The organism is Gilliamella sp. LMG 34360, assembly GCF_984568995.1.
Genome location: NZ_OZ474900.1, coordinates 884,010 through 899,153 on the forward strand (window position 1 = coordinate 884,010; position 15,144 = coordinate 899,153).

At 34.7% G+C, this 15,144-nt stretch carries 13 protein-coding genes; all 13 read left to right on the top strand.

Annotation, left to right across the window (positions count from 1 at the left end; genetic code table 11):
- The 13 genes from murE to yfbR all read left to right on the top strand — a co-directional run bounded on the left by murE (nt 1) and on the right by yfbR (nt 15,063).
- Nucleotides 1–1,551 (top strand): UDP-N-acetylmuramoyl-L-alanyl-D-glutamate--2,6-diaminopimelate ligase, encoded by a 1,551-nt coding sequence (murE, locus tag AC5LW9_RS04010; protein WP_198226429.1) that lies wholly within the window; start codon nt 1–3, stop codon nt 1,549–1,551.
- The gene (gene murF / locus AC5LW9_RS04015) at nt 1,548–2,903 is read left to right on the top strand and encodes a UDP-N-acetylmuramoyl-tripeptide--D-alanyl-D-alanine ligase (RefSeq protein WP_198226431.1); all 1,356 of its coding nucleotides are present in this window, start codon (nt 1,548–1,550) and stop codon (nt 2,901–2,903) included. Before murE ends, murF begins: the two co-directional genes overlap by 4 nt.
- Nucleotides 2,904–2,921: 18 nt before the next feature.
- A complete protein-coding gene (gene mraY, locus AC5LW9_RS04020) occupies nt 2,922–4,004 on the top strand; it encodes a phospho-N-acetylmuramoyl-pentapeptide-transferase (protein ID WP_065737704.1) in 1,083 nt (360 codons plus the stop codon).
- A gap of 21 nt (nt 4,005–4,025) precedes the next feature.
- Entirely contained in the window at nt 4,026–5,360 is a 1,335-nt protein-coding gene (gene murD / locus AC5LW9_RS04025) for a UDP-N-acetylmuramoyl-L-alanine--D-glutamate ligase (RefSeq protein ID WP_198226433.1), read from the top strand.
- Nucleotides 5,357–6,508, top strand: coding sequence for a cell division protein FtsW (gene ftsW / locus AC5LW9_RS04030; protein WP_065737702.1), 1,152 nt, complete (start codon nt 5,357–5,359; stop codon nt 6,506–6,508). The genes murD and ftsW overlap by 4 nt, the downstream gene beginning before the upstream one ends.
- The gene (gene murG, locus AC5LW9_RS04035) at nt 6,508–7,560 is read left to right on the top strand and encodes an undecaprenyldiphospho-muramoylpentapeptide beta-N-acetylglucosaminyltransferase (RefSeq protein ID WP_198226437.1); all 1,053 of its coding nucleotides are present in this window, start codon (nt 6,508–6,510) and stop codon (nt 7,558–7,560) included. Before ftsW ends, murG begins: the two co-directional genes overlap by 1 nt.
- Nucleotides 7,561–7,708: 148 nt before the next feature.
- Nucleotides 7,709–9,157 (top strand): UDP-N-acetylmuramate--L-alanine ligase, encoded by a 1,449-nt coding sequence (gene murC / locus AC5LW9_RS04040; protein WP_198226439.1) that lies wholly within the window; start codon nt 7,709–7,711, stop codon nt 9,155–9,157.
- Nucleotides 9,158–10,066, top strand: coding sequence for a D-alanine--D-alanine ligase (locus tag AC5LW9_RS04045; protein WP_198226441.1), 909 nt, complete (start codon nt 9,158–9,160; stop codon nt 10,064–10,066).
- A 12-nt stretch (nt 10,067–10,078) separates the two neighbouring features.
- On the top strand, nt 10,079–10,909 hold the full coding sequence (locus tag AC5LW9_RS04050) for a cell division protein FtsQ/DivIB (protein WP_493456360.1): 831 nt from the start codon (nt 10,079–10,081) through the stop codon (nt 10,907–10,909).
- Between the two features lie 21 nt (nt 10,910–10,930).
- Nucleotides 10,931–12,184: a cell division protein FtsA gene (ftsA, locus tag AC5LW9_RS04055; protein ID WP_198226444.1), complete on the top strand. Its 1,254-nt coding sequence runs from the start codon at nt 10,931–10,933 to the stop codon at nt 12,182–12,184.
- An 81-nt stretch (nt 12,185–12,265) separates the two neighbouring features.
- Nucleotides 12,266–13,405 carry a cell division protein FtsZ gene (gene ftsZ / locus AC5LW9_RS04060; RefSeq protein WP_065737696.1) on the top strand — a complete coding sequence of 380 codons (1,140 nt, stop codon included), beginning with the start codon at nt 12,266–12,268 and terminating at the stop codon, nt 13,403–13,405.
- Between the two features lie 67 nt (nt 13,406–13,472).
- Complete coding sequence (lpxC, locus tag AC5LW9_RS04065; protein WP_065737695.1) at nt 13,473–14,387, top strand: UDP-3-O-acyl-N-acetylglucosamine deacetylase; 915 nt, start codon at nt 13,473–13,475, stop codon at nt 14,385–14,387.
- Nucleotides 14,388–14,469: 82 nt separating this feature from the next.
- Nucleotides 14,470–15,063: a 5'-deoxynucleotidase gene (gene yfbR, locus AC5LW9_RS04070; RefSeq protein WP_198235583.1), complete on the top strand. Its 594-nt coding sequence runs from the start codon at nt 14,470–14,472 to the stop codon at nt 15,061–15,063.
- Nucleotides 15,064–15,144: the final 81 nt, after the last annotated feature.

Here is a 15,144-nt window from a genome sequence, read left to right on the forward strand (position 1 = left end):
ATGGCTACAAGCACATTTAAAACATTATTTAAATTATTAGGGGGGGATGAAACTCTAAAACTAAAAAATTTCCCGCTTAATAATTTGCGAATTGATAGTCGCAAAGTGAAAGAAAATGATGTATTTGTTGCTATTAAAGGTTATTCAGTTGATGGGCGAAAATTTATTTCTGAAGCTATTTCAGCGGGCGCTGTTGTTATTTTAATTGAAAGTCATATAAAATCGAATGATTTAAAAATTGATTATTTGAAAAAAGATGATCAATCAGTTATACCACAGATCAGTGTTTTTCAACTTTCACAGCGCTTATCTGTTATTGCAAATGATTTTTATCATTCTCCATCAAAAAAATTATCGGTTATTGGCGTAACAGGTACGAATGGAAAAACTACGATTACGCAACTTATTGCTCAATGTACAACATTGCTTAATGATAAAACAGCTATATTAGGTACCATTGGAAACGGAATTTATAATCATCTAGAACCATCAATTAATACAACGGCATCCGCTATAGATGTTCAATCATTATTAGCTGATTTTGTGAAAAAGCATGTTAAAGTTGTGGCGATGGAGATCTCATCTCATGGACTTGCGATGAATCGAGTAAAAGGCTTAAATTGTGCCGCAACGGTATTTACTAATTTAAGTCGTGATCATCTTGATTACCATAAAACCATGAGTAAATATGCTAAAGCAAAGTGGTCGTTATTTAATCCTGATGAAAAAGAAAAACACGTTTCAAACTCGGGTAAGTCAATTATTAACTATGATGACAAATATGGTAAACGTTGGATTGAAAAGCTTTCACAAGTGACGGCTGTATCTTGTCAACCTAAATCTTTAAGGCGATTAAAAGCGTTAAATACTCCTTATGTTGGCGTATCTATGATTGAATATCATGATAAAGGTGCCAAAATTCATATGGAGTCTACTTGGGGTAATGCCATTATCAACAGTCGATTATTAGGTGAATTCAATGTGTCTAACATATTGTTAGCTATAGCAACATTATTAACGCTTGATTATCCATTTTTTGCTGTAATTAATATGGCATCTTTTCTTAAACCAATTTGTGGACGAATGGAAGTCATACATTCAAACAATAATCCAACAGTCATTGTTGATTATGCCCATACACCTGATGCATTACAAAAAGCGTTACAAGCAAGCCGAATTCATTGTAAAGGATCTTTATGGGTAATTTTTGGGTGTGGTGGAGATAGAGATACAGGCAAAAGACCTTTAATGGCTGAAATAGCTGAGCAATTTGCTGACAAAGTAGTATTAACTAATGACAATCCTCGTACAGAAGATGAAATGAATATTATTCATGATATACAGCAAGGTTTCCATGATAATAAAGAGATACAAGTGATCACAGATAGAGCGCAAGCTATTACACAAACACTTGCACAAGCAAAGCCAAATGATGTGATATTAATTGCAGGAAAAGGCCATGAAGATTATCAAATTATTGGCAAAACAAAATATCACTATTCGGATCAAGAAACAGTCAGACAGCTTTTAGGAATTGAGAGTCAATTATGATCCCATTAAGTATTGAAAAAATTAAGCAACTGATAAATGGAAAATCTTATCATATTGATAATGAAAATTGGGTAGTTGAATCTATAAGTACCGATTCGCGTAAAATTTCTAATAAGTCACTATTTATAGCGCTTATTGGCGATAATTTTGATGGACATGAATTTGCCGAGCAAGCGATAAAAAATGGCGCTATAGCGGTGATTGTTAATCATAAAATTGATCATGAAATACCACAAATTATTGTAAGCGATACTCATCAGGCTTTAGGCAAAATAGCTGCATTTATTCGTCAACAAAGTAAAGCAAAAATTGTAGCGCTTACTGGTTCTTCGGGTAAGACATCAGTTAAAGAAATGACCGCTTCGATTTTACAAAATTGCGGACAAACACTTTATACACAAGGTAATTTCAATAATGATATTGGTGTACCATTAACACTATTTCGTTTAACACAACAAGATGAGTTTGCTGTAATAGAATTAGGCGCTAATCATATCGGTGAAATCGCCTATACAACCAATATTGTTAAACCTCAAACAGCTTTAATTAATAATATTTCTGAGGCGCATCTTGAAGGTTTTGGTTCACTTGAAGGTGTGGCAATAGCTAAAGGTGAGATTTTTCAAGGGTTACCTAAAGATGGTATTGCAATAATTAATTTGGATAGTTGCAGTGATAAATGGATTACTCAATTAACGAATAAAACTGTCTGGACTTTTTCATTGAATAATTCATCGGCAGACTTTTATGCTAGTAATATTCATATTTCAGAACATACTCGATTTATTTTACATTCCCCTCATGGCGAATGCGAAATTATATTACCATTAATTGGACAGCATAATGTTTCTAATGCTATTGCAGCTTCAGCTTTAGCTATTTCGGTAGGCGCCAATTTTGAACAAGTGGTTAAAGGTTTATCTACTTTAAACCCTGTAAAGGGGCGATTATTTCCAATAAAATTAAATGGAACACAATTAATTTTAGATGATACTTATAATGCCAATGTTGGATCGATGTCTGCTGCGATTAAAGTTTTAGCAAGCCAACAAGGGTATCGAGTGTTTGTCGTTGGTGATATGGCTGAACTTGGATACGAAGCAGAAAAATATCATCAAAAAATAGGTGAAATAGCTAAACAAGAGCAAATTGATTGTGTTGTAAGTGTTGGAAAACTCAGTCAGAGTATTAGTGAGTTTAGTGGTGTAGGTCACCATTTTAGTAATAAACAAGATGCGGTTAGCTATTTACTAACTTTACTTCGTCAGTATCCAAAATTAACTATGCTTGTTAAAGGTTCGCGTAGTGCAAAAATGGAAGAACTCATCGAAAAAATACAATTTAAACAATAGTGAGTCAGGATAAAAATTATGTTGGTTTTATTATCAGAATATTTAGTAAAATATTTTACATTTTTTAATGTTATCTCTTATTTAACGGTAAGAGCTATTCTAGGTTTATTAACTTCATTAGCCATTTCGTTAATTATGGGACAAAAAGTCATTGATTGGTTGCAAAAATTACAAATCGGTCAAGTCATTCGTAATGATGGCCCAGAATCTCATTTAAGTAAAAAAGGCACTCCAACTATGGGTGGGATTTTAATTTTGGCATCTATTTCGTTATCCGTATTTCTATGGGCTGATCTTCGTAATCCTTATGTTTGGATAACACTATTTGTATTAATTGGTTATGGAATAGTTGGCTTTGCTGATGATTATTTAAAAGTAATTCGTAAAAATAGCGCAGGACTGATTGCAAGATGGAAGTATTTTTGGCAATCGGTTATTGCTTTAATTGTAGCGTTTGTTCTTTATGCTTATGGTAAAGATAGTTCAGTCACAGTGCTCGTAGTACCATTTTTTAAAGATGTCATGCCACAATTAGGTATATGTTTTATTTTACTTACTTATTTTGTCATTGTAGGGGCAGGTAACGCTGTTAATTTAACTGATGGTCTTGACGGACTTGCGATTATGCCAACTGTTTTTGTCGCCGCGGGTTTTGCACTGGTTTCTTGGGCGACAGGTAATGTCAATTTTGCCGCTTATCTGCATATTCCGTATATAAAATTTAGTGGTGAATTAATGATTATTTGTACCGCTATTATTGGAGCAGGGCTAGGTTTCTTATGGTTTAACACCTATCCTGCCATGGTATTTATGGGTGATGTTGGTTCATTAGCTTTAGGTGGAGTATTTGGCATTATCTCTGTGTTATTACGGCAAGAATTTTTATTACTGATAATGGGTGGTATTTTTGTTATTGAAACATTATCGGTCATATTGCAAGTAGGCTCCTTTAAATTACGGGGAAAAAGAATATTTCGCATGGCACCTATTCATCATCACTATGAATTAAAAGGTTGGCCAGAGCCTCGAGTTATTGTGCGTTTTTGGATAATCTCATTAATGTTAGTTGTAATTGGTTTATTAACTTTGAAATTACGCTAATCAAAATATCAGGATTGAATCATGGTTAACTATCAGGGCAAAAATGTTGTTATTATTGGATTAGGCATCACAGGTTTATCTTGTGTTGATTATTTCCTTGCTCAAAATGTTATTCCCAAAGTCATTGATACGCGTCTACATCCACAAGGATTAGAACAATTAGATAAGCGCGTTGATTACTATTTAGGGGAATTAAAAATTGATTGGCTATTAGCTGCTGATTTAATTATTGTCAGTCCTGGTATTGCGCTATTCACACCAGAATTGAAACAAGCCGCTGACAAAGGTATTGAGATTATTGGTGATATTGAGTTATTTTGTCGTGAAGTGAATCTACAAAATAATAAAAAGATTGTCGCGATTACTGGTGCGAATGGAAAAACGACGGTGACGACTTTAGTCGGTGAAATTGTTAAGTCTGCAGGTATTAAAGTAGGGGTTGGGGGTAATATTGGTCAGCCGGCATTATCTTTATTGAATCAAGACTGTGAAGTATATGTACTTGAGCTCTCAAGTTTTCAGTTAGAAACAACAAGCAGTCTAAAAGCCACTGCAGCAACAATTTTAAATATATCCGAAGATCACATGGATCGTTATCCACTAGGTCTAAAACAATATACAGCGGCTAAACAACGAATTTATCATAATGCAAAATATTGCATAATTAATCATGATGATCAATTAACCTTTCCAATATCTAAACATCATTATACTGTTTCATTTGGATTAAAAGAAGGTGATTACCATTTAGATGAACAATGTAAATATTTAATTGCTCAAAATCACGCAGTATTATCAACTAAAGATATGAAACTGACAGGTAGTCATAACTATCTTAATGCTTTGGCTGCATTAGCTATTACTGATAAATTAAATATAGATAGGCAATCCAGCTTAGCTACAATCATGAACTTTCAAGGTTTACCGCATCGCTTTGAGTTAGTTTTAGAGCAAAACGGTGTGAAATGGATTAATGATTCTAAAGCAACAAATGTTGGTAGTACAGAAGCCGCATTGAAAAGTGTTGTCTGTCATGGAAAATTATATTTGTTATTAGGTGGTGATGGTAAATCAGCTGATTTTTCACCTTTAATTCCTTATTTACAAAATAAAAATCTCGAAATTTTCTGTTTTGGTCGAGATCGCGATTTATTAGCTAAATTAGCGCCTAATTTAACTACTGTTACAGAAACAATGGCAGAGGCTATACAAATTATTGCCCAGAAAGTACAATCAAATGATGTAGTCTTGCTTTCCCCGGCTTGTGCGAGTTTAGATCAGTTTAAAAATTATATTGAACGAGGAAATCAATTTGCCAATGTAGCCAAACAGTATGTTCTAAGGAGTGAAAAATGACACTTTTTGGAATAAGAAAACAAGTTAATCCAAATATACCATTTGATAATTCATTACTTTGGACTGTGATTAGTTTAATGGTATTTGGTTTGATAATGGTAACATCTGCATCAATGTCATTTAGTGAAAACGATCCTTTTTTTTATACGCAGCGTGAATTGATTCAAATAACAATTTCATTGTTATTAATGATTATTACTTTATATATTCCTATGCAGCGCTGGCAACAATTTGGATCTGCATTATTAATTATTGCCATTATAATGTTAATTGTAGTTTTAGGTATAGGTGCTTCAATTAATGGCGCTTCAAGGTGGATTCCATTAGGTGTATTTAATTTTCAACCAGCAGAGTTAGCTAAATTATCACTGTTTATCTTTTTGGCAGGATATTTATCAAGAAAGTCAGATGAAGTGCAAAATCGATTTTGGGGATTTTTTAAACCTATGGTCGTAATGACTGTTCTTTCTATTTTGTTGCTTAAACAACCTGATTTAGGGACAGTTATTGTATTATTCATGGTAACAATCGGCATACTATTTATTGCTGGAGCCCAATTATGGCAATTTATTGCTATTTTATTAACTGGTGTAGGTGCGGTAATTTGCTTGATATTGTTTGAGGCTTATCGTTTAACTCGTTTACTAACTTTTCTTGACCCCTGGCAAGATGCTACAGGTTCAGGGTATCAATTAGTTGCATCATTAATGGCAATCGGTAGTGGCGGTATCACCGGTCAAGGAATGGGTAATTCTATTCTTAAATTGGGTTATTTACCAGAATGTCATACTGACTTTATTTTTTCAATTATTTCTGAAGAATTTGGTTATGTTGGTGTAATTACTTTATTAATTTTACTTTTCTTTTTGACATTTAAAGCATTAGCCATTGGATACCGAGCGTTAAATGATGGTTCTTTGTTTTCAGGATATTTAGCTTGTGAAATAGGTATATGGTTTGGTTTTCAAACTTTCGTCAACATTGGCGTTACATCAGGTATGTTACCAACTAAAGGATTAACATTACCATTTATTAGTTATGGTGGTTCAAGTCTTATTGTAATGAGTATTGCTGTAGCAATATTATTGAGAATTGATTTTGAATTTAGACAAAAACAGGCGCAAGCAAGAATAAGGATTATAAAGTAATGAAGAAATTGTTAGTTATGGCAGGCGGTACTGGTGGCCATGTTTTTCCTGGTATTGCTGTTGCGCATTATTTGATGCAACAAGGTTGGCAAGTGAAATGGTTAGGTACTGCAGATAGAATGGAAGCACGCCTTGTACCTGAAAATGGTATAGATATTGATTTTATCGAGATTTCAGGACTACGTGGTAAAGGGGTAATGGCATTATTAAAAGCTCCTTATAAAATTTTAAAAGCAGTGTTACAAGCCAGAAAAATCTTAAAAACTCATCGTCCTGATGTTGTTCTAGGTATGGGTGGATATGTCTCTGGTCCAGGTGGTATAGCTGCTAAAACTCTTGGTATACCTGTGGTATTGCATGAACAAAATGGCATAGCAGGTTTAACAAATAGATACCTTGCAAAAATTGCAACAAGAGTGTTACAAGCATTTCCAACAGCATTTCCTAATGCTCAAGTAGTTGGTAATCCAGTAAGAAGTGATTTGTTAACTATTGCTAAACCTGAGGACAGATTTAAAGATCGAAATGGGCCTATTAGAGTATTAGTGATGGGAGGCAGTCAGGGAGCAAAAGTTATTAATGACATAATACCTCAAGCGATAACAAAACTATCTGATAACTTTGAGGTATGGCATCAAACGGGTAAAGGTATGTTGAATTCAGTCATTCAATCTTATCAAAATTGTGATATGACAAAGATTAAGGTTACTGAATTCATTTCTGATGTAGCCGAAGCTTACAGTTGGGCAGATATCGTAATTTGTCGTAGCGGAGCATTAACTGTGAGTGAAATTGAAGTTGTAGGTATTGGAGCAATATTTATTCCATTTATGCATAAAGATCGTCAACAATATTGGAATGCAAAATCCTTAGCTGATGTCGGTGCGGCGCACATTATAGAACAACCAAATTTTAATGTTGAAGCGTTATCAGATTTATTATTAAATTTGAATCGTGATAAGTTAATAGATATGGCCGTTAAAGCAAAAAGTTTATCTATTGTCGATTCTACAGAAAAAGTGGCTGAAACTATTTGTTCAGTGGTAAAATAATAGTTTTTACATAATGTTATGTAATGGTTTTGGTTAATTTAAAGTGTTGGGATAAATGTTTAATTGAATTTAAAAATTAGTATTATGATTTCAATTTTCAATAAAGATTTGACGATAGACACTAAATAAAATGATTAGGAGTTAAATTGTGAATACTAAGGAATTAGCTGAATTAAGGGCAATTATTCCCCAAATGAAACGTGTCAAGCATATCCATTTTGTTGGAATTGGTGGCGCAGGAATGGGGGGTATTGCTGAGGTTCTAGCTAATGAAGGGTACCAAATTAGTGGTTCAGACATTGCTGAAAATGCGGTTACTCAACACTTAGAAACATTAGGTGCAAAAATTATTATTGGGCATGCTGCTGAAAATGTTCTTAATTCAAGTGTTGTCGTTATTTCTTCAGCCATTTCACAAGATAATATTGAAGTAATCGCAGCTCGTGAAGCTCGTATACCTGTTATTCAAAGAGCAGAAATGTTAGCTGAATTGATGCGTTTTCGATATGGTATAGCAATCGCTGGTACTCATGGTAAAACCACAACAACAGCAATGGTGACAGCCATTTATGCTGAGGCAAAACTTGATCCCACATTTGTTAATGGTGGTTTAGTTAAAGCTGCTGGAACACATGCAAGATTAGGTAGTAGCCGATATTTTATTGCAGAAGCAGATGAGAGTGATGCCTCATTTCTTCATCTACAACCGATGGTATCTATAGTAACAAATATAGAGCCTGACCATATGGATACTTATAACGGTAGTGTTGATAATCTTAAACAGACATTTATTTCGTTTTTGCGTAATCTTCCGTTTTATGGTTTAGCTGTTATGTGTTATGACGATCCCATTAATCGTGAATTATTGCCGATTGTTGGACGTAAAATCATTACTTATGGATTCAATGAAGAGGCAGATGTCGTTATTAAAAATTATCGTCAGGAAAGAGGTGTAAGTTATTACACCGTTTGTCGCCCTGACCGTGAAGATTTACAAATTGAGTTAAATGCACCAGGAAAACATAATGCCCTAAATTCAGCGGCCGCTATTATTGCTGCAACTGAAGATGGTATTGATGATGAATCGATTGTAAAAGCATTAGCTAAATTTGCAGGTACTAGCCGACGTTTTGATTTATTAGGTATTTTCCATAATTCGGATGGAGGCGATATCATGATGGTTGATGATTATGGTCATCATCCAAGTGAAGTTAATGCAACAATTCAAGCTGCAAGAAATGGTTGGCCTGATCGTAGATTAGTAATGTTATTTCAACCACATCGATATACGCGTACACGAGATTTATTTGATGATTTTGCACAAGTATTATCACAAGTTGATGCACTTGTCATGTTAGATGTCTATTCAGCTGGTGAGCAACCAATTGCTGGTGCTGATAGTCGTTCATTATGTCGAACTATTCGCAATCGAGGTAAAGTTGATCCAATTTATGTGTCTGATTTAAATTTATTACCTGAAATTATGCAAGAAATATTAAAAGGTGGTGATCTTTTATTGACACAAGGTGCTGGTAGTGTTGGTCGAGTAGCACGTCAGTTGGCCAATACACAATTATTTACAAAAGAGGAATTATAAATGGTTGATAAAGTTGCCATATTATATGGTGGTACCTCTGCAGAGCGAGAAGTATCGCTTAAATCAGGTAATGCGGTACTAAATGGTCTATTAGCAAATGGTATTGATGCACATCTTGTTGATACTAAAGATCACTCTATTACTAATTTAAAACAAAAAGGATACACAAAGGCTTTTGTTATTTTGCATGGGCGTGGTGGTGAAGATGGTATTGTTCAGGCAATACTGACTTATCAAAATATTCCTTATACTGGTAGTGACGTATTGGCTTCAGCATTAACGATGGATAAATTAAAAACCAAATTAGTTTGGAAATCATTAGGTTTACCTGTTGCTGATTATGTAATGGTAGAAAAAACACAATCTTTTGATATTGACGCTATTGTTAAACAATTGGGCTTACCATTGTTTGTCAAACCAAGTCATGAAGGTTCTAGTGTAGGTATGACTAGGGTTAATCAAGCATCGGAATTAAAAGCTGCACTTGAGGTTGCCTTTAAATATGATAGTGTTGTGATGGTTGAATCATTTTTAGCAGGGCCAGAATTTACAGTAGCAATAGTCGGAGATGAAGTTTTACCTTCAATTTACATTAAGCCATCTACCCAATTTTATGATTATGATGCAAAGTATTTATCAGACACAACTCAATACTTTTGTCCAAGTGGATTATCCGATGAAAAAGAACAAGAGATTCGTAAATTAGCTTTAGATGCTTATAAAGCTGTTGGTTGCAGAGGTTGGGGGCGAGTCGATATTATGTTTGATGATAATCAAAAACCATATTTACTTGAAGTTAATACTGCTCCGGGCATGACGGATCATAGCTTAGTGCCAATGGCAGCTAAACAACATGGTTGGTCATTTAATCAACTAGTTAGCGAAATATTACAACTAGCAGCAGTTTAACTGGCTAATTTTATGAAACAAGTTAGACAAGCAGCACATAGAAGAGATGAAACTAGAAGAAAGCTGCTTATTTTTCGTAGTAAGGAACAATTGATAGGATTTTTGTTCTTTATTACGATTATTCTAATAAGTGCTTGGATTGTACAAAGTGTTAAAAACTGGATGGATGATCCCGAACAAATGGTACTGTCACAGTTAACATTAAGTGGTGAACACATTTTTACAACAGAAGATGATCTTCGGGAAGCCATTTTAGGATTAGGATTGCCTAATACTTATGTTGGGCAAGATGTTGTTGATATTCAGCAAGAAATAATGAGATTTCCATGGGTTAAGCAAGCGAGCGTACGAAAACAATGGCCAGATAGGTTAATTGTCTTCGTAGAAGACTATAAACCAACATATTATTGGAATGACTTGTTTTTTCTTGATGAAGAAGGGAATGTTTTTAGTGTGCCATCGGATCGTATTGCTGATTTAAAGTTATCAAGGCTTTATGGTCCAGAGGGTAAAGCTAAGTCTGTACTTGAAAATTATTCTAAATTAGAAAATCTTTCTAAAAAATTAGCTAACAATCAGTTGGCATTAAAGATTAACGCTATAATATCAGATGAGCGTAATTCTTTACAACTGAAGGTAATACAATGTATAGCTGGTGTATGTGAAGACAATCAGGAAATGAAATTAGTGTTGGGAAATAAAAATATTGAAGCACGTTATGAACAATTTATTAAATTGTTTCCTGAAATTCAGTCAAGAACACCGGTTGATGAAAGAATAACGGTCGCTGATTTACGTTATGAAAATGGTATTTCAGTACAAACAGAGAAAATAGCGCAGTAAGGAATCAATAAAGGCTGAAATATGAAAGCAACAGAAAAAAAATTGGTTGTTGGATTAGAAGTTGGTACCTCTAAAGTACTTGCTCTAGTTGGTGAAGTTCTTCCCGATGGTATTATTAATATTATCGGTGTAGGTCATTGCCCATCAAAAGGTGTTGATAAAGGTGGTGTTAACGATCTAGAGTCGGTAGTGAAATCAATCCAACGAGCAGTTGATCAAGCAGAGCTAATGGCTGATTGCCAAATATCTTCCGTTTATTTAAGCCTTTCAGGAAAACATATTCGTTGTCAAAATGAGATTGGTATGGTGCCAATAGCAGAAGAAGAAGTGACAGCAGAAGATGTTGAAAATGTTGTGCATACAGCGAAATCAGTTCGAATTTTAGATGAACACCGTATACTGCATGTGATTGCCCAAGAGTATTCTATTGATTTACAGGAAGGGATTAAAAATCCAATTGGTTTATCCGGTGTACGAATGAAAGCAAAAGTACACTTAGTTACTTGCCATAACGATATGGCAAGAAATATTGTAAAAGCCGTTGAACGCTGTGGATTAAAAGTTGATCAACTTATTTTTTCTGGTTTGGCTTCTAGCTATGCTGTATTGACTGACGACGAAAAAGAACTTGGTGTCTGCGTCATTGATATGGGTGGAGGTACAATGGATGTGACTGTCTATACAGGTGGCGCATTACGACATTCCGTTGTCATACCTTATGCAGGGAATGTAGTTACTAGTGATATTGCTTATGCATTTGGTGCGCCGCCTATGGATGCTGAAAATATTAAAATCCGTTATGGGTGTGCCGTAGGTTCATTAATTGGTAAAGATGAAGTGATTGATGTGCCAAGTGTAGGTGGAAGACCATCACGTTCTTTGCAAAGACAAACGCTTGCTGATGTAATTGAACCTCGATATTCAGAACTTCTTTCATTAGTACAAAAAGAGTTGCTTACTTTACAAGATGAACTGAAGAAACAAAATGTCAAATACCAATTAGCAGCAGGGATTGTATTAACAGGTGGTGCAGCACAAATTAAAGGAATGGTTGAATGTGCTGAGAAAGTTTTTCAAAATCAAGTGCGTATTGGTCAGCCTTTAAATATTTCGGGGTTAACTGATTATGTACAAAAACCTTATTGTTCAACGGCAGTAGGATTATTGCATTATGGAAAACAAAGTTTATTAAATGATGATTCGAAAGATTGTGATAAATCATCATTAAAAGGGATAGCTAAACGTTTGACCGGTTGGTTTAAAAAAGAATTTTAGCTAATATATTACAAGAACTTCGTGGACATTGCAGGCGGTTATCTGTACAATGTTCATAGAGCGTAAATTTGGAGATAAGTTATGTTTGAGCCTATGGTTGCAGATGATGAACCAGCAGCAGTCATTAAAGTTATTGGTGTAGGTGGTGGTGGCGGTAACGCTGTCGAACATATGATTGCTGAACATATCGAAGGTGTAGAGTTTTTTGCGGCAAATACAGATGCACAAGCATTGCGAAGAATTAAGGTAGGTCAAACTATCCAAATCGGTACCAATGTTACTAAGGGACTTGGTGCTGGAGCTAATCCAGAAGTGGGTAGAAACTCTGCAGAGGAAGATCGTGAAGTAATTCGTAGTGCTATTGAAGGTGCTGATATGGTATTTATCGCAGCTGGAATGGGTGGAGGCACCGGAACAGGTGCAGCGCCAGTAGTTGCCGAAATAGCCAAAGAGTTAGGTATTTTGACTGTAGCTGTTGTGACTAAACCTTTCGGTTTTGAAGGGAAAAAGCGCATGGCTTTTGCTGAGCAAGGTATAGCTGAATTAGCAAAACATGTTGATTCGCTTATTACTATACCAAATGATAAATTATTAAAAGTGTTAGGTCGTGGTGTTAAACTACTTGATGCTTTTGCCGCGGCTAATGGTGTGTTAAAAGGTGCGGTACAAGGTATTGCTGAACTGATTACTAAACCAGGTCATATCAACGTAGACTTTGCTGACGTTAGGACTGTTATGTCTGAAATGGGTTATGCCATGATGGGTTCAGGCTGTGCTAGTGGTGATAATCGCGCTGAGGAAGCAGCTGAAATGGCAATTTCTAGTCCATTACTAGAAGATATTGATTTATCTGGAGCACGTGGTGTCCTTGTCAATGTAACAGCTGGTTTAGATCTTGGATTAGAAGAATTTGAAACAGTGGGTAGTACAGTTAGAGCTTTTGCTTCTGACAATGCGACTGTTGTAGTTGGTACAACTTTTGATCCAGACATGTCCGATGAAATTCGTGTTACAGTTGTAGCAACAGGTATTGGTATGGACAAACGTCCAGAAGTAAAAATAGCTAAACCAATGACCCAAAATCCATTATTTGGTCAAACTAGTAACTTAGGACAACAAGAAGAGAGATTAGCTAAAGTTGTGAATGAACAAGGTATTTCTCCTCTTGAAGAAAATAAAATTTTAGATATTCCTGCTTTTATTCGTAAGCAGGCAAATTAGTATTGAACTTAGTTGAGTTTTTATTGTCTAATACGACAGTAAAAACAAATAGAATAGTAGGTGCAAAGTGAAACAAAGAACATTAAAAAAGACAATACAAGCGACAGGTGTAGGTTTGCATACTGGCAAAAAAGTTACTTTGACCTTACGTCCCGCACCTGAAAATACAGGGATTATTTATCGTCGTACTGATTTAAATCCGTATGTAGATTTCCCTGTTGATGCTAAATCTGTGCGTGATACTATGCTTTGTACGTGTCTAGTGAATGAAGATAATGTTCGCATTTCAACTGTTGAGCATATTAATTCAGCACTAGCCGGTCTTGGTATTGATAATCTTATTATTGAAGTTAATGCGCCAGAAATTCCAATTATGGATGGTAGTGCAAGTCCATTTGTTTATTTATTGCTTGATGCAGGTATTACCGAGCAAAATGCATTAAAAAGATTTTTACGAGTTAAAGAAACCGTTCGAGTTGAAAATGGTGATAAATGGGCTGAATTGAGACCGTATAATGGTTTCAAATTAGATTTTACTATCGATTTCCAACATCCGGCTATTGATAGTAGCTCACAGCGTTATCAATTAGATTTTTCTTCTGAATCTTTTATTCGCCAGATTAGCCGTGCTAGAACATTCGGTTTTATGCGTGATATTGAAGCATTACAATCAAAAGGTTTGTGCTTAGGTGGTAGTTTGGATTGTGCTATTGTTGTTGATGACTACAAAGTACTTAATGAAGATGGTTTACGTTTTGAAGATGAGTTTGTTCGTCATAAAATGCTTGATACTATCGGTGATTTATACATGAGCGGTCATAACATGATTGGTGAAGTTGTTTGTTATAAATCAGGGCATGCTTTAAATAACCAATTATTACAAGCATTATTGGCAAAACAAGAAGCATGGGAATATGTGACATTTACTGAAGAGCAAAGTGTTCCACTTGCTTTAGGTACACAGCAACTTGTTTTAGCATAAAACTCTAAATCAATATATTTTAATCGATTGAACGCTTCCATTATATGGAGGCGTTTTTATTTTCTAAAAAAGAGAATTTTATATGAACGGCAGCCATTTTTTTGCTCACTTATCACGATTAAAATTAATTAATCGTTGGCCATTAATGCGTAATGTAAGAACTGAAAATGTATCTGAACATAGTTTGCAAGTTGCTTTTATCGCACATGCCTTAGGGATTATAAAAAACCAAAAATTTAATGGTAATGTTAATCCTGAACGAATTGCATTATTAGCTATGTATCATGATGTTTCTGAAGTGATAACAGGGGATTTACCAACGCCAACAAAATATTACAATCCACAAATTACGATTGAATATAAAAAGATTGAAAAAATAGCACAACATAAACTTATTAATATGCTTCCTGAAGAGTTACGGGATGATTTTAAATTATTGATCGATGATGACTATTACGATGAAGCAGAAAAAAGTATAGTAAAACAAGCAGATGCCTTATGTGCGTATTTAAAGACGATTGAGGAACTGAGTGCTGGTAATAACGAATTTAGATTAGCTGAACAGCGTTTAAAAAAAACCTTATCAGAACGTAATAGTCCTGAAATGGACTATTTTTTAGAAGTCTTTGTTCCTAGTTTCAAATTATCTTTAGATGAGATCACCATGGATAATTAATACATTATTAATATCTAAAAATTTAATATTGAGATCTATGATGCTCATAAATAATATATATGTAGCATCATATTTTTATTT